The organism is Fundidesulfovibrio terrae (genome assembly GCF_022808915.1).
Lineage (GTDB): Bacteria > Desulfobacterota > Desulfovibrionia > Desulfovibrionales > Desulfovibrionaceae > Fundidesulfovibrio > Fundidesulfovibrio terrae.
Genome location: NZ_JAKZFS010000001.1, coordinates 1,399,671 through 1,417,995, shown reverse-complemented (window position 1 = coordinate 1,417,995; position 18,325 = coordinate 1,399,671). Strand labels below are relative to the sequence as shown.

Below are 18,325 nucleotides of genomic sequence, written 5' to 3'. Positions count from 1 at the left end.
GGTCACTCATGGCAAGCACAACAATCCATGTCCTGCTCCTGTTGCTCATGCCCCCCCTGCTGCTGGGCGTGATCAACAAGACCAAGGCCTTCTTTGGCGGCAGGGTCGGCCCGCCCCTGCTGCAGCTCTATTACGACATCCTCAAACTCATGCGCAAAGGCATCGTGCTCAGCGACACCACGACGTGGATCTTCATCGCCGGGCCGATCATAACCTTGGCCGCCGTGGTGGCGGCCGGCCTGCTGGTGCCTTTTGGCCAAATACAAGCCCCCATCACCTTCACCGGCGACCTCATCCTCTTTGCGTATCTTTTCGGATTGGCCCGGTTCCTGACGACAACCGCGGCGCTGGACACCGGTTCGTCCTTTGAAGGGATGGGCGCGGCCCGGGAAGTGACCTTCGCCTGTTTTTCCGAACCGGCCGTCTTCTTCGCCTTCCTGGTGTTGGCGAAAGTTTCGGGCTCACTGACGCTCAGCGACATGCTGCGCGCTTCGGTGGACGCCTCGGTGATGGGCAGCGCCCCCTTGATCCTGATCGCCATCGGCCTCTTCGTCGTGCTGCTGGCCGAAAACTGCCGGATACCCGTGGATGATCCAAACACACACCTGGAATTGACCATGATCCACGAGGTCATGGTGCTCGACCACAGCGGGCCGTTGCTCGGCGTCATCCTCTACACCGCCAGCCTGAAGCTTTTCGTTCTCGGCGCGGTGCTGCTGCACGTGCTCACCCCGTCATACTTGAGCACGGACTGGCTCGATTGGCCCCTGTTCGTCGCCGGAATGCTGGGCTTGGCCGTGGCGGTCGGCATCGTGGAATCCGTCATGGCCAGGCTTCAGATGCGCCATGTGCCGTACCTTCTCGTGTTCGCGTTGATTTCTTGCGGATTCGGGTTTCTCTTACTGATCAGGTGACACAATGGACAATTATCTCAACGGAATCCTCGTCATCGTCCTGGTGCTGAACCTGCTCTCGCTGGGAACCAGCCGCATCAACACGATCATAAAGGCTGTGTCCGCCCAGGGAGCGTTGCTGGGCATCATCCCCTTCGTCGTGCATCAGCATCTGACCCTCCCCGCCGTACTGGTTGCGGTCATGGCCATAGCCCTGAAAGGCATCGTCATCCCCCTCATCATGGTCCACGCACTGCGTGAGGCTCAGATCAAGAGGGAAATCGAGCCCATGATCGGATTGTTGCCTTCGATCATTCTCGGCGCGGTCGCGACGGCCTTCTCCCTGCTCTTCGCCAGCCAGCTCCCCCTTGCTTCCCAGCATGTGGGCAAACTGCTCGTGCCGACATCAATCGCAACGGTGTTCACCGGCTTCATCATTCTGATAACGCGCTACAAGGCTCTTACCCAAGTCGTCGGCTACCTTGTTCTGGAGAACGGGATATACATCTTCGGCATGCTCCTGATTGAATCCATGCCCCTGATCGTGGAATTGGGCGCGCTGCTGGACCTTTTCGTGGGCATCTTCGTAATCTGCATCATAACAAACCACATCAACCAGGCGTTTTCATCGATGGACACGCGCCGTTTGGTTACACTCAAGGAATGACGCCATGGAGTTCGCCCTGATTGCCGTGCCCCTTTTCGTGGCCGCTGTCGCCGCATCGATCCCGTCCAACAGGACGAGGCCATGGCTGTTGCCCCTGGCCGCCGTTGCGCATTTGTCCTTGACTGCGCTCCTCCTGATGCACCCCGAGATGACGGCAGGTTCGCCCTGGTTGAAGCTCGACCCCCTTGGCCGCATCATACTTCCAATGATCAGCGTGCTGTTTCTGCTCTGCTCGTTTTACGCCGTCGGAGTCCTGCACTACCGCGACACACAGCTCAACCGCGTGTTCTGCGTGTGCCTGACAGGCTTTCTCAGCGTCATGAGCCTTGTGGTCTTGTCGCAACATCTCGGGCTTATGTGGGTGGCCATAGAAACCACCACGCTCGTCACCGCCCCGCTCGTCTATTTCAACCGGACGCCACAAAGCATCGAGGCAACCTGGAAGTACCTGCTCATCGGCTCCGTCGGGATCGCCCTCGCCCTGCTGGGCACGTTCTTCCTGGCATACTCGTCGCTGCACCAGGGGATCGAGCCGACCCTGGCCATCGACGACCTGCTGCTGAACGCCCCGAGGCTCTCCAAGTCCTGGCTGCACGCGGCGTTCGTCCTGCTGCTGGTCGGCTACGGCACGAAGATGGGGCTGGCCCCCATGCACACATGGAAGCCGGACGCCTACGGAGAAGCGCCGGGAGTGGTCGGAGCCATCTTTTCCGGCGGCGTCACGAGCTGCGCGTTTCTCGCCCTGCTGCGCGTGTACCACATCTGCGAAGCCGCCGGAGAGGGCGCCTACATTTCGCGGCTGCTGCTGTTGATGGGATTTCTTTCCATGACCGTGGCCGGCCTCTTCATGGTCGGACAGCGGGATTTCAAACGGATGCTGGCCTATTCCAGCGTCGAGCACATGGGCATCCTGGCGATCGGGTTGGGAATCGGGGGACCTGCCCTGTTCGGCACGCTGCTGCACGTGGTCACCAACGGCCTGACCAAGGGCGTCCTGTTCCTTTCCGCGGGAAACATCCACCGCGCCTACGCCAGCAAGAGCATCGACCAGGTGCACGGGGCGATGCGCCGGCTGCCCTTCTCCGGGGCGCTGTTCCTCGCGGGGTTCCTGGCGATCACCGGCTCTCCTCCCTTCGGCCCCTTCATCAGCGAATTCTCCATCCTTAACGGAGCCTTCGACGCCGGACGTTTCGCCACGGGAGGCTTTTTCCTCCTGCTGCTCCTGGTCGTTTTCATCGGCATGGGCTCGACCGTCCTCCAGGTCGTCCAGGGCCGGGCGTCCACGGCGGTCAACTTCACGCCGTACCGCGAAGACATCCTCACAACCATGCCGGTGGTTCTCTTGATGGCCTGCGTCCTGGTCCTGGGGTTATATATTCCCTCTCCACTGATCGCCGCACTCAACGACGCCGTGCATTTCCTGAAGGGCAGACCATGAACCCGAAACAACTTCGAATGGTCACATTGGTGAACGGCCAAGCCGTTGAACTCGAGGCGATCGCCCTGCTCGCGCCCGACGCCTTCCAGACCATCGTCGCCGACGCCGTCGAGGCAGGCCACCGCGTCGCCGCCCTCTTCGGCGCCGCCACGCGGCAGCCGGAAATCACCCAGATATTCGCCGTTCTGGTCAACGCGCAACGAAACAGGCTCCATGTCGTCCGGACAGAGGTCGCCGGCGACCGGTTCCCGTCGCTCACGCCCCGTTGCCCGCAGGTGCACCTCTTCGAACGCGAGCTCGCCGAGCAGTTCGGCCTCAAGCCAGACGGACATCCCTGGTTCAAGCCCGTCCGCTATCACCACTCGTGGACGCACCGCGACGCCTGGGACCGCCCCAAGGATTCTCCCATCCTGCCCGGCGTCTGCGACTTCTACCGCGTGGAAGGCGAAGAGGTGCACGAGGTCGCCGTGGGCCCGGTGCACGCCGGAGTCATAGAACCGGGCCACTTCCGCTTCCAGTGCCACGGAGAGCAGGTGTTCCACCTGGAAATCGCCCTCGGATACCAGCATCGCGGGGTCGAAGAGGCCCTGATCGGAGGCCCGAACGCGCGCTCGATCCACTACGCGGAGACCCTCGCTGGCGACACCACCGTCGCCCACACCATCGCCTACTGCCGGGTGCTGGAAGCCTTGTCCCGCTGCCAGAAACCAGCCCGGGCCCAGGCGCTTCGGGGCGTCGCCCTGGAGTTGGAACGCATCGCCAACCATGTCGGAGACCTCGGCGCGCTGGCCAACGACATCGGCTTCCTGCCCACCGCCAGCTACTGCGGCCGCATACGGGGCGACTTTCTCAACATGACCGCCCTGCTGTGCGGGAGCCGCTTCGGCCGCGGCATGGTGCGCCCCGGCGGCGTCGGCTTCGACGTGGATGACGCTCGCGTGGCCAAACTGTTGCGCCTGATCGACGCGGCCGAGAAGGATACGTCCGTGGCCGTGAACCTGCTCTGGGAAACCCCCTCGGCCATGGCGCGCTTTGAAAATATCGGCCGTCTGCCGATGCGCGTCGCCCTGGAACTTGGAATCGTCGGCCCGGCCGCCCGCGCTTCGGGTCTGCCGATCGACGCCCGCAGCGACCAGCCGTCAGGCTCCTACCGTTTTGCGCACATTCCGGTCTCCACGTATGAAACCGGGGACGTCTTCGGCCGCGCATACGTCCGCTGGCTGGAAATACAGCACTCCATCACGTTCATCCGCGAGCAGCTGAGGGCCATTCCATCCGGGAGCGCCCGGGACAGGATTGGTCCGCTCATGCCCGACCGGCTGGCGGTCTCCATCGATGAAGGGTGGCGTGGCGAGGTGTGCCACGTGGCCATCACCGACGATCAAGGCCGTTTCAGCCGCTACAAGATCGTCGATCCGTCGTTCCGCAACTGGACTGGCCTGGCGTATGCGTTGCGCAACCAGCAGATATCCGATTTCCCGCTATGCAACAAAAGCTTCAACCTCTCCTATTGCGGGCATGATCTGTGACAAACCGGCTGATGCCACTCTTTGCACAAACAAGGAATGAGTTATGCTGAGTGTTCTTTTGGCAAGATTGCAACAGAAGCATCGCACGATAAAGTACCCCAAAGGGTCGCCGCCCGAGTTGCCGGACCGGTTCCGAGGCCGTCCGAGCATCGACGCCGCCAAGTGCGTCACGGGCTGTCGCGCCTGCGCCGACGCCTGCCCCACCGGGGCCGTGACCGTGGCGGACGTCGTTCGCATCGACATGGGTAAATGCCTCTTCTGCGCCGATTGCCAGGCGGCATGCCCGCAAAGCGCCATCACCTTCACCACCGACCACCAGTTGGCCGCGCGCTGCCGCTCCGACCTGATCGTTGAACCGAACCGGCAGGGGCCGCCCCACGAGGCCGCCCTCGACGGCGACTTGATGAAGATATTCGGCCGCTCGCTCAAACTGCGCCAAGTCAGCGCGGGCGGCTGCAACGCCTGCGAGGCGGACATCAACGTCCTGGGCACTGTCGGCTGGGACCTCGGCCGTTTCGGCATCCAGTTTGTCGCGTCCCCGCGCCACGCGGATGGGCTCTTGATAACAGGACCAGTAACTCAAAACATGCGTCTTGGCCTGGAAAAGACTTTACGCTCCGTTGCAGAACCAAAGATTGTGATCGTATCCGGTGCTTGCGCAATTTCCGGCGGCCCATACATCGACCATGCGCAGTCCAACAATGGATCAGGCAAATATATGCCGGTCAACCTCTTCATACCGGGGTGCCCACCGCATCCGCTGACAATTCTCGACGGCCTGCTCCGTCTTCTTGGAAGAATCTAACAAGCAACAAGAAACAACGATGGTGACGACACGATGCATACATAAGTTTTCCGGCTGAACAACAAACATCGGGGGAACCCGCCATGTCAAGCCTGAAGGGACCCATCTCGAGGCTGCTTCAGTGGTGGAAGAGAATCCAGCCCATGATTGACGAGGCTGGACGCCGAAACATTGCCGAGCATCGTTACTGGGCAATGCGCCGGGCGGGAAACGAATGGCGGTCCCTTGGATGCGGGTTCACACCAGACGACAAGCAACAACCTTCCTGCAGAAAACTTCAATAGCTGCCGGTTGCCCTGAAGGATTCCGGGGACCAGACCGGATCACCGGCCTGATCCCCGCTCATGATCGCGACGGCTAGGTTTGTCTCAATGCGTCCATCACGCATGCTCCTGCCATCCTCCTGGAAGCCAGCCACCCGGCAAGGCCCGTCGTCATGACGGATACCGCCAGCGCTATCGCCCCCGTACCCCATGAGAGCGCTACCGGAAGGTGAACCGCTCCGTTCTCGCCGGCCGTCAGAGCTTGGCCCATCCCAACGGAACCCAGGCCGAGGCGGGAATGGTGGAGCGCTTGGCGTCCGCCACCTTGACCAGCCTCACCCGCGTGCCAGTGAAGGAGCTGTCCCCAGCAATGGGATCGGTCAGGCACACGTCCTTGAGATAGCCGTCCACGGCCATGGCCGGATTGGCCGCGAGCCCCTTGCCGCGCGCCAGTTCACCGGGAATCCGCAGGCCGTCGATTTCCACGTCGCGGCTTCCGTAGGCCCAGTGCCCATAGTGGAAGGAGATGCCCACCACTCCGGGCCGCATGCCCTGGGTGGGGCGGAGCTTTCCTTGCACCAGGCTCGGCGCTTGGCCAGGCCCCAGTTCGATGTTGCCTTTGAAGCTGGCGCTCTCCACCCGCACCAGGTCGCCGTCAACGAGTCCCAGGCGTTCCGCATCGGCGGCGTTCACGAAGACGAAGTTCTCAGGCGCGATGGCCAACTGCGCGACATAGTTGCCCGGGGTCCGCGATTGGGTGCCCTGGATGTCCTTGTAGGTGATCAGCTCCAGGTTGTATTCGGCCGGGAAGGCCACAGGCTTGCCGTCGAAGTGCTCCTGGACCTCGTAACGCGGCACGCCCGAGAGGGGCTTGCCCTGCACGGAGTGTTTGCCCGCGCCCACCGGCTCCACGTAGATGTTTAACTGGTTGGCCCAGGGATGGCCGGAGAACGCCCCGGCATAGGCCCCGGAAGCGGGCTCGAAGCGGCCTCCCCGGTTGAGCAGATACACCACGCGCTTCCAGATGGGCCCCACGGCCGCCTGCCACTTGGCTTCGTCGAAGACCCCCTTGGGCAGATGCCGCCTAGCCTTGCGGAACAGGGCCAGCTCCGCCTCGTCCGCCTCGGGCACTTCGTTGCCGGGCTTGTCCCCGGCGGCCAGGTTGGCGATCATCTTCAGGTGGAAGTCCTCGGGTCGATTGAGGTTCATTCCAGGGCCGAAGGCGTCCTTGCCGAACCCGGACATGCCCAGGTTCTTGGCCAGGGCCAGCATGGTGGTCTCGATGCTGATGGGCATCTCCTCGCCGTCCACGGTGACGATTTCCGGGATGGGCGCGGCCACGGGCTGGCGGAACTTGCTGATCTGGGAGAGCACCACCGGGCTGGTGCCCAGGGGGTTGGACCAACGCTCCAGATAGGAAAGGTCCGGGAAGATGTAGTCCGCGTACATGCTGGTCTCGCCGATCACGATGTCGGTGGCGATGAACAGCGGAATCTTCTGGGTGTCCTGGAGCATCTTGATTTGCAGGTGCCCGGCGGGAGTGGCGAACGCCGGGGTGCCGTAGTGCAGCCACAGTATCTTGATGGGATACGGATACCCGGCGCAGGCCGCGGGGATGATTTCCTGGTACACGTCGTCGGTGAAGGGGAACCAGGGCCGCTTGGCCGGGTAGCCGTCGCGCTTGAAGAGGGTTGTCGTTTCGTAGGGGCCGGAACTCTCGCGGGTGAGCTTCACGCCAAACGGCGTGAGCGCGTTCGGATGCATCTTGCCCACAGGGAACGGCTGGCCCTGTTTGTTGCCGGAGCCGTCCCAGGCGCCGCCGCCCTTCATGAACCCGCCCATGTGGTCCACGTTGCCGATCAGGAAGTTGAGCACGATGATGGCCTGGGCCGCGTAGTAGCCGTAGGTGGTCTTGATGGGGCCGCGATAGAAGTCGATGGCCGCCTTTTTGCCATGGCTAGTGAACTCCCGGGCCAGGGATTCGATCTGCCCGGGCTCCAGGCCCGCGACCTGGGCATACTCCTCGAGGCTCTTCACGGAAGAGGCGTCCTTGAGCGTCTTGAAGGCCGTAGATGCCTCCACCCCGTTCAGGGTGGCGGACGCGTCCAGATCGCCCACCACCGGATTCTTGGCGTCCGACGGATCCACGGCCGTGGGGGTCCCGTTCACCAGGACCACAAACTGGTTCTCCGTGCCCACCCCGGCCTCGGAAGCCCGCAGGAACTTGCCGTTCTTGGGGTTCACCAGCCAGGTGGCGTTGGTCCAGCTCTTCTCGCCGTTGGCGTTGGCCGCAGCTTTGTTGGCGTTTCGCAGGAAGGGCTCGTCAAAACGCTTGTTGTCGATGATCCAGCGGATCATGGCCATGGCCAGGGCCAGGTTGCCGTTGGGGTGGACCGGAATCCACCAGCCTTTGGCCGCGCTCTTGGAGAGCCTGGGGTCAATGACCGCAATCTTCAGCTTCCCATCCACGATGGCCTGGGACACCCGGGGGCTCATGGGCGTCGGGCCGAAGTTGGCCTCGTTGAAGCCCGTGCCCCAGAAGATCACGAACTCCGCCTTGGTGTAGTCCGGCTTCATGTGGTTGGGGCCCTTGCCCCAAGAGTACTTGCCGCCGCTCTCCTGCCAGGAGGCCAGGGAGTACATGAAGGCCACGTGGTGGGCTTGTTCGCAGATGGTGGTGTGTCCGAACCAGTTGACCGAGCCAAGCGATTGGAAGGTGAACCGCTTGGTGATCACGTCCCGGTCCGGGGCGATACGCCCGCCCTGCAGGACGAACTGGTTGTTCTTGGGGCCCAGGTCCGGATGGTCCGGGTCGATGAGCATGTTCAGGTTGGCAGCGTTCTTCTCCTTGAAGGCGTCCACTGTCATCTCGCCCTTGCGCACGGCGTCCACGTCCGAGGCCAACGCCTTGGCCAACTTGGGATCCTTGAGGGCCATGACGTCCTTGAAGCCCGGCACGTCGCGCTTTTCCCCAATGTCGGCGAACAACTGGCCGCCGCCCGTGATCTCCTTGATGGCCTGGTCGAAGGGGATGGATTTCCATTTGTTGGCACCGCGCGGCCCGGTGCGCTTGAGCACCTTGCGCAGGCGGTAGGGGTCGTAGAGGGTCTGCACTCCGGATTGGCCCTTGGGGCATATGGCCCCGTCCACGGCCACGGCCTCGACGGGGGGCGTTTCATAGGGCAACTGCGGCTGTACGGTCACCGGACTGTAAGGGTTGCCGTCGATCTTGGTGACCAGGCCGTCCTGGAATTTGACCTTCAGGGTGCACTGGGTGTTGCATTGCAAACAGGCCGTGTACAGGACGTTCGAAGCGTCCGACGGAGGGTACGGCCCGGCCCCGGATACATCGCCGCCCGGCTGCCCCTGGCGTTGGCAACCCAGCATGCTCAGAGCCGCGCCTCCGGCCAGGGCTGCGCACGCGCCGAGGACAGCCCGCCGATCAATCTTGCGTTCATTGCGATCCTGACTCATGAGCGCACCTCGCTTCCTTGGGAAGAACCGGGGAAGACCATCGGGAAAAGCCGCATCCCAACGTACCACAGGGCCACGCCCGCAGCGACGATGCCCAGAAGCACCTGCCACTCGAACCATGTGGGCGCGTACAGGAAGGAAAGCTTGCCTCCTACGGGGTCGGTGTATGCCTCGGCCAGCCCCTGGAACTCCGGCGCGATCAGCCCTGGGATGACCAGATTGTATCGCACGGCGAGGAACGTGACCGCCACCAGCCCCCCACCCAGGCCGATGCTGCCCGGGCTACGGGTGTTAGCCAAGAGCGTCAGGGGAACGGCCACGCCGAGCAGCACGTGGAATATCCAGAAGACGTACCAATGCGGACCGAAAAGAACATACTGCGCCATGTCGTAGCCTGAGCCGATTCCGTACCAGGCCGGGACCAGATACTCGGACGCCTCCAGAACGACCTCCACCAGCACCAGGACCAGCACCAGGCGCCCAAGCAAGGCGACCAGCTCCTTCCATGCGTCACCCCGCTCGGGCCAGAACCAGGCCACCAGGGCCGCGACCAGGGCCGCACCCGAAGTGAGGCCGCCGACCATGAAAAAGATGGGATAGAGCGACGTGTGCCAGTATTCGCGCGCGGCCACGGTGCCGAAAAGGTTCCCGGCCCCACCGGCGAAACCTAGGGCCAGGAAGATGCCGAGAAGCCCCAAGCCCCCGAGGTTGTCCTGGCTCCCGGCTGTCTTCGAGCCACGCGAAAGCATGACCAGCAGCAGGATGAAGTAGGCCGTATACAGCCAGACCATCCAGGTCATCATGGAATGAAACTGCGGGCGAAGGAAAACCAGCAAGGCCCTTTCCATGTGGCCCAAGTCAAGGCCGATGGCCATGAGTCCCATGAGCAGCGTGACCAGCGCCACGAGCAGGCACATCCGGGCGATGGGTTGGAATGCCCTTATTTTCAGGGTGTACGCCGCAGCAGCGATCAGGAACGCGCCCGCGGACAGGCCGCTGAAGTAGATGTAGGCGGCCACCCAAAGGCCCCAGGGCACATAGCTGGAAAAGTCCGCAGCCTGGTCGCCGTGGATGAACCGTTGATAAAGACCCAGTCCGCCCAAGACGGCGGCAGCGATCCATAGACCCCAGAAAAGCGGCGATCGGCCGGATTGTTGCGTCGAACGTGCTGAAGAGGCAGCCATTGAGACCTCCTTGGCTTCAGACCAGGTAGATGACTTTGGGCGCGGTGCCGAGTTCCTGCTTCAGGAGCACGGCGTTGTTGCTCACGGCCTGTTCGGAGACCAGCGACTTGGGGTCACTCAGATCGCCGAAGAACGTGGCCCGTCCGATGCACGTGGTGGTGCACATGGGCAGCTGGCAGTGCTCCAGACGGTGCACGCAGAACATGCATTTCCTGGCGTTGCCCACAGGGCTTTTGGGAATGACTCCCTCGCCGCGTTGCCAGGCGGTTCCGTACTCGTAGGAAGGCTCATGCTGGTATTTCCGGCCGGTTTCCAGGGCCAGGGCGGCGTCCTTGCCTGTGGCGGCGCCCCCGGTCCAGTCCTGGCCGAAGTCGAAGGTCCGGGCCTGGTAGGGGCAGGCGGTGATGCAGTAGCGGCAGCCGATGCAGATGGTGTAGTCGATCTCCACCACGCCGTCGGGGCGCTTCCAGGTGGCGTTGACGGGACAGACCGGAACGCAGGGGGGATTGTCGCACTGCATGCACGGGCGGGGCAGGAACTTTCGGCCGACATTGGGATAGACGCCGACCTCCAGGTCGACCACCGGCCGGTAGACTACGCCCGGGGGGAGCTTGTTCTCCATGACGCAGCCCACATTGCAGGAGTGGCAGCCCACGCACTTGCGCGTGTCGATGACCATTCCCCAGCGCCGTTTCTCAACGGGCTTGTTCATGGCCCGGACCAGTTCCCGCTGCATGCGGATGAGCACGTCCTCGCCCGGTTGGGCCTTGACGTGATCAAGGACTGGAAGATTCGTGACCCGGTCCGCGTTGGTCGCGGCCCGTGCCTCATGCTGGGCCGCCAGGTTCGCAACGCCAAGGGAGCCACCCAGGGCGGCCCCTGCCTTTAGAAGCGCTCGTCGGTTCATGCTCATGCCTGCTCTCCCTGCCGAAGGCCATCAGAAGTCCGGCTTTTCTTGAACCCAGAGAACTGTCGTCTTGTCCCTGTCTTCCGCCCTGCGCTGTTTATGGCATCAAGGAGTATCGGCTGGAAAAATCGCGCTCATGCCTTCCTCCCTCGCGTTGCCGGTTGATCGCAATTTCTATCCGAGCAGGAGCGGTACTCCCGCAAGGCGGCTAGGTCGATACACGCTTGATTCGAATCTGCCAGGTGCTTGCCGAGAACGGCCAGGATGTCGCGGACAAAGGGCCGTGCTTCATCCGACAGGCGGTAGTACGCCCAAGTCTTGCACCTGCGGTCGGAGACGATGGCTGCGTTTTTCAGGAGCGCCAAGTGGCGTGACACGGTGGATTGGGGCATCCCGAGGGCATGGGTCAGGTCGCACACACACAATTCACCCTCGGAGAGCAGGTGGACTATGCGCAGGCGCGTCTCATCACCCAAGGCCTTGAACAACTGGGAAATAGACTTCATAGTCTCATTCATTAATCCGAATATCAGAATCAAGGCAAGGGGAAGTGTCACGTTTTATAGCAGTTACGTGTCATCTCAGGAAAGATTGAGGAGCCGGACGGCCGACGGGCTTTGTCTGGCTAAGGAGCCGTGTGATGATCGCGGGCAGGAGCGTTGTCGGCGCAACCGGGACAGCCAGGGGCTTTCGGCGTAAAGTCCATGATGCTCCCCCGTGAATCCAGCTCCAGGTGGCAGCAGTCCTCGATCATCCTCCGCATCTGGGTCCGTCCCCGCAAAATGCGTGACTTTACGGCCGCCAGGGAGATCCCCAGGCGTTCGGAGACCTGCCGCTGCTTCACTCCTTCCAGATCGGCCAGGACGATGGCCTCGCGGATTTTCGGGGGCAGGGCGCTTAGCATCGGGGCCAGGCAGTTGCCGATCTCCTCAAGGGGGCCACTGCCCGAATCAGGGCAGTGGCCGGTCAGATCTTCCGGAAGCGGGTCCAGCGGGCGCCTGTTCCGGAAATGGTCCACCACCGCGTTGCGGGCGATGGCGAACAACCATGCTCGCGGATGGACCACGCGGGTGTGCGCGTTCAGGCTGGAGAGCATCTTGAGGGATACGTCCTGCAGGATGTCCTCGGCCTCGGCCAGGGACTTCACCCGCCGCATGATGAATGCCTTGAGCTCATCCCTGTGCTCATGCCAGATCGTTTCCAGCCGGTGTCGCACGGACGTCCCTCCTACTTCTTGGCGGCCTCGATGACTGCCGACGCGATGATCCCCTTCAAGGCAAGCCCGGGGAACATCTCCTCCAGTATCTTTCCGCTCTCCGTGTTCGCGCGGATGGACACGCTGTGAAAGCCCGCATCCTCCAGCATGCGCGTAAGCTTTTCCACGCGTTCGGCACCGGCCACGCATTCGGCGTGGAGCATGACGTCACGCCGGATTTCCTCCGGGATGTCCGCCAGCGCCACGATATCCGCCATGGCGATCCTGCCCCCCGGTTTGAGCACCCGGTAGGCTTCCCGGAACACCTGCGCCTTGTCAGTGCTCAGGTTCACCACGCAGTTGGAGATCAGCACGTCCGCTTCCCCGTCCGCGACGGGCAGGTGCTCGATCTCGCCCAGCCTGAAGGATACGTTGCCGCACTGGATTGACTGGGCGTTCCGTCTCGCTTTTTCGACCATCTCGGGTGTCATGTCCACACCGATCACTTTTCCGGCCGTCCCGACCTGGCGGGCTGCAAGAAAGCAGTCGAAGCCGCCGCCGCTCCCCAGGTCCACCACCACTTCGCCGGATTTGAGCGCCGCGATCGCCTGGGGGTTGCCGCAACCCAGGCCCATGTTTGCCCCTTCCGGCATGGCCTGGAGCTCCTGCCGGGAATAGCCGATCCTCAAGGCGAGTTCTTCAGCCGTGGCCGGCTCCTTCGAGCCGCAGCAGCCGCTGTCGCAGCAGCCGCCTCCACTGCCCAGCGCGGTCTTCGCGTACCGCTCGCGTATAGTTGTCCTGATTTCGCCAGCATCTTCGCCTTTCATGCAGTCACCTCCGTCGCCGCTTCAGCGGCGTTGTATGCAGGGAAGACGGAAGAAGCCGGAAAAGGATGCATCATGAGAAAGCCCCCGCCGGGCTGGGTTCGCTCCGACGGGGGCCCAGAGGGGGCATTGATGAGGATTACCGGGAGCAGGCGCAGCACGTACCCGCCGAGGGCTGGGCAGGCTGCTGATCCCCGAGCCTGGCGGCGATCTGCTCGGCCACGTTGAGCGCGTGCCCCATGATCTCCACTTCGGGCATCTCGTCCGCGCTGAAGAGATCGCGGTCGAAATCGATAAGGGAATCGGTGATGACCACTTCGGGCTCGAGACCATCCAGAACTCCCTGCATCATGCGCGTGGCGCATTTCAGGAAGCAGCCTTCCATGGCGATGACGCGGGGGGCGTTGCGGACCAGGGCGCGCTGCCCGGTGTTCTTGGTGAACGCGCCTCCGAGACAGACGCGCGCGGTCCTTTCCGGCAGAAGCGAGTGGCAGAGGATGTTGGACGCCTGCCGCGCGATCTCGCCCCGCAGGCATGATCCCTCGCAGCACATGACGGCCACGGGTTTGATCGATTCGCGGGCGGAGAAGTCCTCGCAGAGCTGGCAGACGCCGGCCGGCTTGAGGATGTTCACTGTTTCATACTGCTGCTCGCAACCAGACATGGGTTTCGAGGGGGAGGCCTTTTCGCAGCTCATGATTCATTCCTCCATATGGATGAAAGCCGTTCAATTCTTCGTAGCGCAGCAGCCGCATGCCTTGGGGGCGGCGGCGGGCTCGGCCATCTCGAGTATTTCGTGCAGAATTCCGGCAGTGCGTGCGGTGAAACGCTTGCACTTCTCCAGGTTCTCCTGGGGACCGAGAGCATTGAGCACGTCCTTGCAGCGGGTGTGTCCGGTGATGGCCCGGACCCTCTCCCTGAACTCCGAGGCGTTGGCGGCGATGTCATCCCAGCTCTCACCGGCCTTCACGCGGCCCTGCACCATGCCCAGCGCAATGAGCCCGCCGGCCAGCGCGCCGCACATTTCCTCCCGGCAACGGCCCACGCCGCCGCCGAAGGGAGTGGCCATCCGGGGGGCGAAGCCGTCGACGCAAACGCCGGATGCTTCGAGTACGGCTGTGAGCACGGACTCCGAACAGATGAGCCCGCCCTGGAAAAGTTCGTAGGTCCGCTGTTCCACTTGTTCCTTGTTCATGGAGGTTCCCCTTGTGTTTGTGTCCCTGGTTCGCGTCTGCGCGTCCCGATTGACATCCTATTTCGATCTGGATACCCGTTTAACAACAGTCTTCGATCAGGTATAACGATTATTCTTGATATGGTTGATCGGAAATCCCGAACACGAGGCAGGACCATGGAATTGCGGGATTTGAAGACGTTCGTGGCCGTGGCCAGGCTCTTGAGCTTCCACCGCGCCGGCGAGGCGCTGCATGCGGCGCAGTCGACGGTATCGGCGCGTATCGCCACGATCGAGGCGGATCTCGGCGTGAAGCTGTTCGAGCGCCTCGGGCGGCGCGTCGCCCTCACCGAGGCGGGGGAACGCCTGCTCGATTACGCCCGCAAGATTCTCGACCTGGAGGACGAGGCCAGGGCCTGGGTGTCAGGCGAGGCTGAGGCGCGCGGGTCGCTCACGGTCAGGGTGCCGGAGTCGCTGTGCGCCTACCGGATGGGAGGAGTGATACGCCGTTTCCGGGAACGGTTCCCCAACGTCCGCCTGAGCTTCACGGCCTGCACCATGGAGGGCCTGGACAAGGACCTGCGCCAGGGAGTGACGGACCTGGCCTTCCTCATGGCGGATTCGATCCGGGCGGGAGACCTCATCGTTGAGCTCCTGGGCGTTGAGCGATTGGTCCTCGTGGCCGCGCCGGCACATCGGCTGGCTGGCCGGGAGACCGTGGGACCGGAGGACCTCCGGGGCGAAACCCTGGTCCTCTCCTCGGCGGACTGCTCCTACAGGAAGATGTTCGAGAGCCTGCTTTCCGACAAGGGCGTCGAAACCGCCGCAGGGGTGGCCTTCTCAAGCGCGGCGGCCTTGCGCGGCTGCATCATGGACGGCGTGGGCGTCAGCATTCTGCCGGAGCTGGCCGTGCGCCATGACATCGAGGCAGGGAGGCTGGCGATCCTGAACTGGGCTGATGGCGAACTGGAAACCGCCGTGCTCATGATCCGCCACAAGGACAAATGGCTGTCCCCTCCCCTGGCCGCGTTCATGGAAATGGTGCGGGACAGGCTCATGAAAGGAACGCCTACTCCGCCCAGACATCTGCTCGAAAACCTGTTCGCACCAAAGACGCCGCAACCGGGAGGCGACCGGTGCTGCTAGAAACAACAGCGGGGCCGCTTCCCTTGGAAAGCGGCCCCGGTCGTGAAGACGTCTAACGGGGGCCTGTTTTTCAACCGGTGCTCATTTCGGACATCCGGCGGCGGGATGGTCGCATGTTTTGGGATCGCACCCGGGGAGTTCGCCCTCCTCCCCCTCATACACAGCGGCGTAGGGGCTCAGGAACCTGTAGCCTGTCTTGTGGTGCGGCAGCACCAGCCAGACTTCCTTGTCGGTCGACTCCACCACCCTGACGGTGACGCCCTCGGGCACGACCGTTCCTTCCTCTGCGAGCACTTTGACTGGATCAGCCAGCAGACGTTCTTTGAACCCGGAATCCGACAAAGCCTTCTCTACGATTGCTTCCCAATTCTTTAGATGCATCTGCATACCCTCCTTGAGAAGATCGAAAAGTCGTATTCCCCTGCCGGGAAAGACCTGTGGCGAACGATGCTTCCTCAATGGCAGGCCTGCGGGCCACGTCCCTTGCCCACCACTTGGCCTCGAACTCACCTGGGGCTTTGGCGGGAGCTGCCGTGCGAATAACATGGTTCCCGCATGCAGTCTGCCCCCTACGGCCTGCAGGAGACGTGGCATACGCCGAGCGGCGTATTCACGGCGTGGGGGAAGTATCTGCGCTTGATCCACAGGGCCACGTTCACCAGCGCGATGAGCACCGGCACCTCCACCAGGGGCCCGATGACGGCGGCGAATGCCTGCCCCGAATCGATGCCGAACACGGCCACGGCCACGGCGATGGCCAGCTCGAAGTTGTTGGAGGCGGCGGTGAAGGAAAGCGTGGCCGACTGCTCGTAAGTGGCCCCGGCCTTCCAGGAGAGCCAGAAGGACGCCAGGAACATCACCAGGAAGTACACGCACAGGGGAACGGCGATTCGGACCACGTCCAGGGGCAGGCGCACGATGTACTCACCCTTGAGCGAGAACATCACCAGGATGGTGAAGAGCAGGGAAATAAGCGTGATCGGGCTGATCTTGGGGATGAATTTCTCCTCGTACCACTGCTGCCCCTTGGTCTTGAGTCCGATGAACCGGGAGGCCATCCCAGCCAGGAAGGGAATCCCCAGATAGATGAACACGCTCTTGGCGATCTGCCCGATGGAGATGTCCACGACCATCCCCTTGAGGCCGAGGACGCCGGGCAGGAAGGTGATGAACAGGTACGCGTAGACCGAAAAGAACAGCACCTGGAAGATGGAGTTGAACGCCACAAGTCCCGCGCAGTACTCCCGGTCTCCCGAGGCCAGGTCGTTCCAGACGATGACCATGGCAATGCACCGGGCCAGCCCGATGAGGATCAGCCCGACCATGTATTCATGCTGCCCGGACAGGAACGTGATGGCCAGCAGGAACATCAGCACCGGGCCGATGACCCAGTTCTGCACGAGGGACAGCGTAAGCACCCGCACGTTGCGGAACACCTGTCCCAGCTTCTCGTACTTCACCTTGGCCAGGGGCGGGTACATCATCAGGATCAGCCCGATGGCGATGGGGATGTTGGTCGTGTCCACCTGGAAGAAGTTCACCACATCGCGGATGCCGGGGAAGGCCCAGCCTCCGAGCACGCCGATGAACATGGCCGCGAAGATCCATAGGGTCAGGTACCGGTCGAGAAAGGAAAGCCGTTTCACAACACTTTCAGACATGGTAAGCCTCCAGGCATTTTGAGGGCTTCATTCCCCAAGAGATCGCTTCCAGGTCGAACAGGCAATATCCGCATATCCGGATTTATGAACCAAGGAAAGGTCTTGAGATGAAATAGACTCCGAGCAAGGCGATCAGGCCGCCAGCGCCCTTGCGGAACCATGCCCCGCCGTGCCGCATGGCCCCGTTCTCGAGCCAGCGCTGCACCAGGGCGGTCGAACTGCCCGCCGCCACGATGGGCAGGCAGTGCCCCACTGCAAAGAGGACGATGAGCGACACGCCCGTCAGAATCTTCTGCTGCAACGTGATGATCGCCAGGATGGGCGCTATGAAACCGAACGTGCACGAGCCGGACAACACTCCGTACGCAAGGCCAAGCAGGAACGCTCCGGAGAGGCCTTTGACCTTCAGGCGGCCCATCACGCCGCCGGAAATCGTGCACTTGGCCACCCCGAGCATGTCCAAGGCCACCCAGACCAGGACAGCCCCCACCAGAATGGTCCAATAGGGGCCGACATCTCCGAGCATGCGCCCCAACAGCGAGCAGATCACCCCGACCGCCGCGATGGTCAGGAAGAGGCCGACCGTGAAGGCAATGGCGTACCGGGCCGCTTCCCTCCCCTGGACGAGGCGGCCTTGTCCGGCCACATAGCCCACGATGAGCGGAATGCTGGCCAGATGGCACGGGCTGAAAAGAACGCTCACGACGCCCCAGAGGAAGCACCCAACGGCCGCGATGGCGAAGCTGTCGACCATCCAACTGTTGATCGCGAGAAATAGCTGGTCAAGCACGTTGGAAATTCCTCACTGCGCAAGCAGCTTGTCCAGAATATCCGAGATCGACTTTTTGTCGAAAAAACCCTCGTGCCGAAAGACTTCCTTCCCCTGCCTGTCGTAAAAAATCTGCGTGGGGATGGAGCGCAAACCGTACTTCTTGCTCTGGTCAGGGTTCTCCCACACATCGATGAAAAGTACGGCCGCTTTTCCGGCATAGTCCTTCTCGACAGCGTCCATGACCGGCATCATCATCTTGCAGGGGATGCAGGACTTCGCTCCCAGGTCCACCATGGTCACCATGTCTTTTGCCGGGACGTCAGGGAGGGGGGCGGCCTGCGCGGCCACACCCAGAAGAATGACCGTAGCCAATGTTATCAGCATGTTACGCAC

Annotated in this window: 18 protein-coding genes; 6 read left to right on the top strand and 12 right to left on the bottom strand. The window is 62.6% G+C overall.

The annotated features are described in order from the left end of the window. The first annotated feature begins 8 nt into the window (after positions 1-8). From ML540_RS06605 to ML540_RS06585, 5 genes are read left to right on the top strand one after another with little or no spacing between them, the layout of a single operon-like run. Entirely contained in the window at positions 9-914 is a 906-nt protein-coding gene (locus tag ML540_RS06605) for a respiratory chain complex I subunit 1 family protein (protein ID WP_243359486.1), read from the top strand. 4 nt (positions 915-918) lie between these two features. Then, positions 919-1,560, top strand: coding sequence for a hydrogenase (locus ML540_RS06600; protein WP_243359485.1), 642 nt, complete (start codon positions 919-921; stop codon positions 1,558-1,560). Positions 1,561-1,564: 4 nt separating this feature from the next. Beyond that, complete coding sequence (locus ML540_RS06595; protein WP_243359484.1) at positions 1,565-2,998, top strand: proton-conducting transporter transmembrane domain-containing protein; 1,434 nt, start codon at positions 1,565-1,567, stop codon at positions 2,996-2,998. A gap of 17 nt (positions 2,999-3,015) precedes the next feature. Further along, the gene (locus ML540_RS06590; protein WP_243359483.1) at positions 3,016-4,527 is read left to right on the top strand and encodes a hydrogenase large subunit; all 1,512 of its coding nucleotides are present in this window, start codon (positions 3,016-3,018) and stop codon (positions 4,525-4,527) included. Positions 4,528-4,570: 43 nt separating this feature from the next. After that, positions 4,571-5,332, top strand: a complete 762-nt coding sequence (locus ML540_RS06585; RefSeq protein WP_243359482.1) for an NADH-quinone oxidoreductase subunit B family protein — start codon at positions 4,571-4,573, stop codon at positions 5,330-5,332. 518 nt (positions 5,333-5,850) lie between these two features. On the opposite strand, the gene ML540_RS06580 is transcribed toward ML540_RS06585, so the two are convergent. The 8 genes from ML540_RS06580 to ML540_RS06545 form a co-directional block, all read right to left on the bottom strand. Further along, a complete protein-coding gene (locus ML540_RS06580; RefSeq protein ID WP_243359481.1) occupies positions 5,851-8,982 on the bottom strand; it encodes a molybdopterin-dependent oxidoreductase in 3,132 nt (1,043 codons plus the stop codon). An 83-nt stretch (positions 8,983-9,065) separates the two neighbouring features. Next, positions 9,066-10,253, bottom strand: coding sequence for an NrfD/PsrC family molybdoenzyme membrane anchor subunit (gene nrfD, locus ML540_RS06575; RefSeq protein WP_243359480.1), 1,188 nt, complete (start codon positions 10,251-10,253; stop codon positions 9,066-9,068). Between the two features lie 16 nt (positions 10,254-10,269). Next, on the bottom strand, positions 10,270-11,166 hold the full coding sequence (locus ML540_RS06570; protein WP_243359478.1) for a 4Fe-4S dicluster domain-containing protein: 897 nt from the start codon (positions 11,164-11,166) through the stop codon (positions 10,270-10,272). Positions 11,167-11,294: 128 nt separating this feature from the next. Next, positions 11,295-11,666, bottom strand: coding sequence for an ArsR/SmtB family transcription factor (locus ML540_RS17770; RefSeq protein ID WP_279343232.1), 372 nt, complete (start codon positions 11,664-11,666; stop codon positions 11,295-11,297). A 119-nt stretch (positions 11,667-11,785) separates the two neighbouring features. Next, the gene (sigZ, locus tag ML540_RS06560; RefSeq protein ID WP_243359477.1) at positions 11,786-12,376 is read right to left on the bottom strand and encodes an RNA polymerase sigma factor SigZ; all 591 of its coding nucleotides are present in this window, start codon (positions 12,374-12,376) and stop codon (positions 11,786-11,788) included. An 11-nt stretch (positions 12,377-12,387) separates the two neighbouring features. Continuing rightward, positions 12,388-13,182 carry an arsenite methyltransferase gene (gene arsM / locus ML540_RS06555; RefSeq protein WP_243359476.1) on the bottom strand — a complete coding sequence of 265 codons (795 nt, stop codon included), beginning with the start codon at positions 13,180-13,182 and terminating at the stop codon, positions 12,388-12,390. A gap of 136 nt (positions 13,183-13,318) precedes the next feature. Then, complete coding sequence (locus ML540_RS06550; protein ID WP_243359475.1) at positions 13,319-13,876, bottom strand: putative zinc-binding protein; 558 nt, start codon at positions 13,874-13,876, stop codon at positions 13,319-13,321. A gap of 30 nt (positions 13,877-13,906) precedes the next feature. Continuing rightward, the gene (locus tag ML540_RS06545; protein WP_243359474.1) at positions 13,907-14,374 is read right to left on the bottom strand and encodes a C-GCAxxG-C-C family protein; all 468 of its coding nucleotides are present in this window, start codon (positions 14,372-14,374) and stop codon (positions 13,907-13,909) included. Between the two features lie 156 nt (positions 14,375-14,530). On the opposite strand from ML540_RS06545, the gene ML540_RS06540 reads away from it, so the two are divergent. Continuing rightward, complete coding sequence (locus tag ML540_RS06540) at positions 14,531-15,499, top strand: LysR family transcriptional regulator (protein WP_243359473.1); 969 nt, start codon at positions 14,531-14,533, stop codon at positions 15,497-15,499. Positions 15,500-15,580: 81 nt separating this feature from the next. Here the strand turns inward: ML540_RS06540 and ML540_RS06535 are convergent, their stop codons facing one another. The 4 genes from ML540_RS06535 to ML540_RS06520 all read right to left on the bottom strand — a co-directional run bounded on the left by ML540_RS06535 (position 15,581) and on the right by ML540_RS06520 (position 18,316). After that, entirely contained in the window at positions 15,581-15,886 is a 306-nt protein-coding gene (locus ML540_RS06535) for an NHLP leader peptide family RiPP precursor (protein ID WP_243359472.1), read from the bottom strand. A gap of 182 nt (positions 15,887-16,068) precedes the next feature. Continuing rightward, on the bottom strand, positions 16,069-17,160 hold the full coding sequence (gene arsB, locus ML540_RS06530) for an ACR3 family arsenite efflux transporter (protein ID WP_243359471.1): 1,092 nt from the start codon (positions 17,158-17,160) through the stop codon (positions 16,069-16,071). Positions 17,161-17,242: 82 nt separating this feature from the next. Continuing rightward, positions 17,243-17,950 carry a cytochrome c biogenesis CcdA family protein gene (locus tag ML540_RS06525; protein ID WP_243359469.1) on the bottom strand — a complete coding sequence of 236 codons (708 nt, stop codon included), beginning with the start codon at positions 17,948-17,950 and terminating at the stop codon, positions 17,243-17,245. 12 nt (positions 17,951-17,962) lie between these two features. Continuing rightward, positions 17,963-18,316 carry a thioredoxin family protein gene (locus ML540_RS06520; protein ID WP_243359467.1) on the bottom strand — a complete coding sequence of 118 codons (354 nt, stop codon included), beginning with the start codon at positions 18,314-18,316 and terminating at the stop codon, positions 17,963-17,965. Positions 18,317-18,325: the final 9 nt, after the last annotated feature.

What these genes read in the sequence shown, in the direction of transcription:
- ML540_RS06605 (WP_243359486.1), top strand. Translation starts at nt 9, where the DNA reads ATGGCAAGCACAACAATCCATGTCCTGCTCCTGTTGCTCATGCCCCCC.
- ML540_RS06600 (WP_243359485.1), top strand. Translation starts at nt 919, where the DNA reads ATGGACAATTATCTCAACGGAATCCTCGTCATCGTCCTGGTGCTGAAC.
- ML540_RS06595 (WP_243359484.1), top strand. Translation starts at nt 1,565, where the DNA reads ATGGAGTTCGCCCTGATTGCCGTGCCCCTTTTCGTGGCCGCTGTCGCC.
- ML540_RS06590 (WP_243359483.1), top strand. Translation starts at nt 3,016, where the DNA reads ATGGTCACATTGGTGAACGGCCAAGCCGTTGAACTCGAGGCGATCGCC.
- ML540_RS06585 (WP_243359482.1), top strand. Translation starts at nt 4,571, where the DNA reads ATGCTGAGTGTTCTTTTGGCAAGATTGCAACAGAAGCATCGCACGATA.
- ML540_RS06580 (WP_243359481.1), bottom strand. Translation starts at nt 8,982, where the DNA reads ATGCTGGGTTGCCAACGCCAGGGGCAGCCGGGCGGCGATGTATCCGGG.
- nrfD (WP_243359480.1), bottom strand. Translation starts at nt 10,253, where the DNA reads ATGGCTGCCTCTTCAGCACGTTCGACGCAACAATCCGGCCGATCGCCG.
- ML540_RS06570 (WP_243359478.1), bottom strand. Translation starts at nt 11,166, where the DNA reads ATGAGCATGAACCGACGAGCGCTTCTAAAGGCAGGGGCCGCCCTGGGT.
- ML540_RS17770 (WP_279343232.1), bottom strand. Translation starts at nt 11,666, where the DNA reads ATGAAGTCTATTTCCCAGTTGTTCAAGGCCTTGGGTGATGAGACGCGC.
- arsM (WP_243359476.1), bottom strand. Translation starts at nt 13,182, where the DNA reads ATGAAAGGCGAAGATGCTGGCGAAATCAGGACAACTATACGCGAGCGG.
- ML540_RS06550 (WP_243359475.1), bottom strand. Translation starts at nt 13,876, where the DNA reads ATGAGCTGCGAAAAGGCCTCCCCCTCGAAACCCATGTCTGGTTGCGAG.
- ML540_RS06545 (WP_243359474.1), bottom strand. Translation starts at nt 14,374, where the DNA reads ATGAACAAGGAACAAGTGGAACAGCGGACCTACGAACTTTTCCAGGGC.
- ML540_RS06540 (WP_243359473.1), top strand. Translation starts at nt 14,531, where the DNA reads ATGGAATTGCGGGATTTGAAGACGTTCGTGGCCGTGGCCAGGCTCTTG.
- ML540_RS06535 (WP_243359472.1), bottom strand. Translation starts at nt 15,886, where the DNA reads ATGCAGATGCATCTAAAGAATTGGGAAGCAATCGTAGAGAAGGCTTTG.
- arsB (WP_243359471.1), bottom strand. Translation starts at nt 17,160, where the DNA reads ATGTCTGAAAGTGTTGTGAAACGGCTTTCCTTTCTCGACCGGTACCTG.
- ML540_RS06520 (WP_243359467.1), bottom strand. Translation starts at nt 18,316, where the DNA reads ATGCTGATAACATTGGCTACGGTCATTCTTCTGGGTGTGGCCGCGCAG.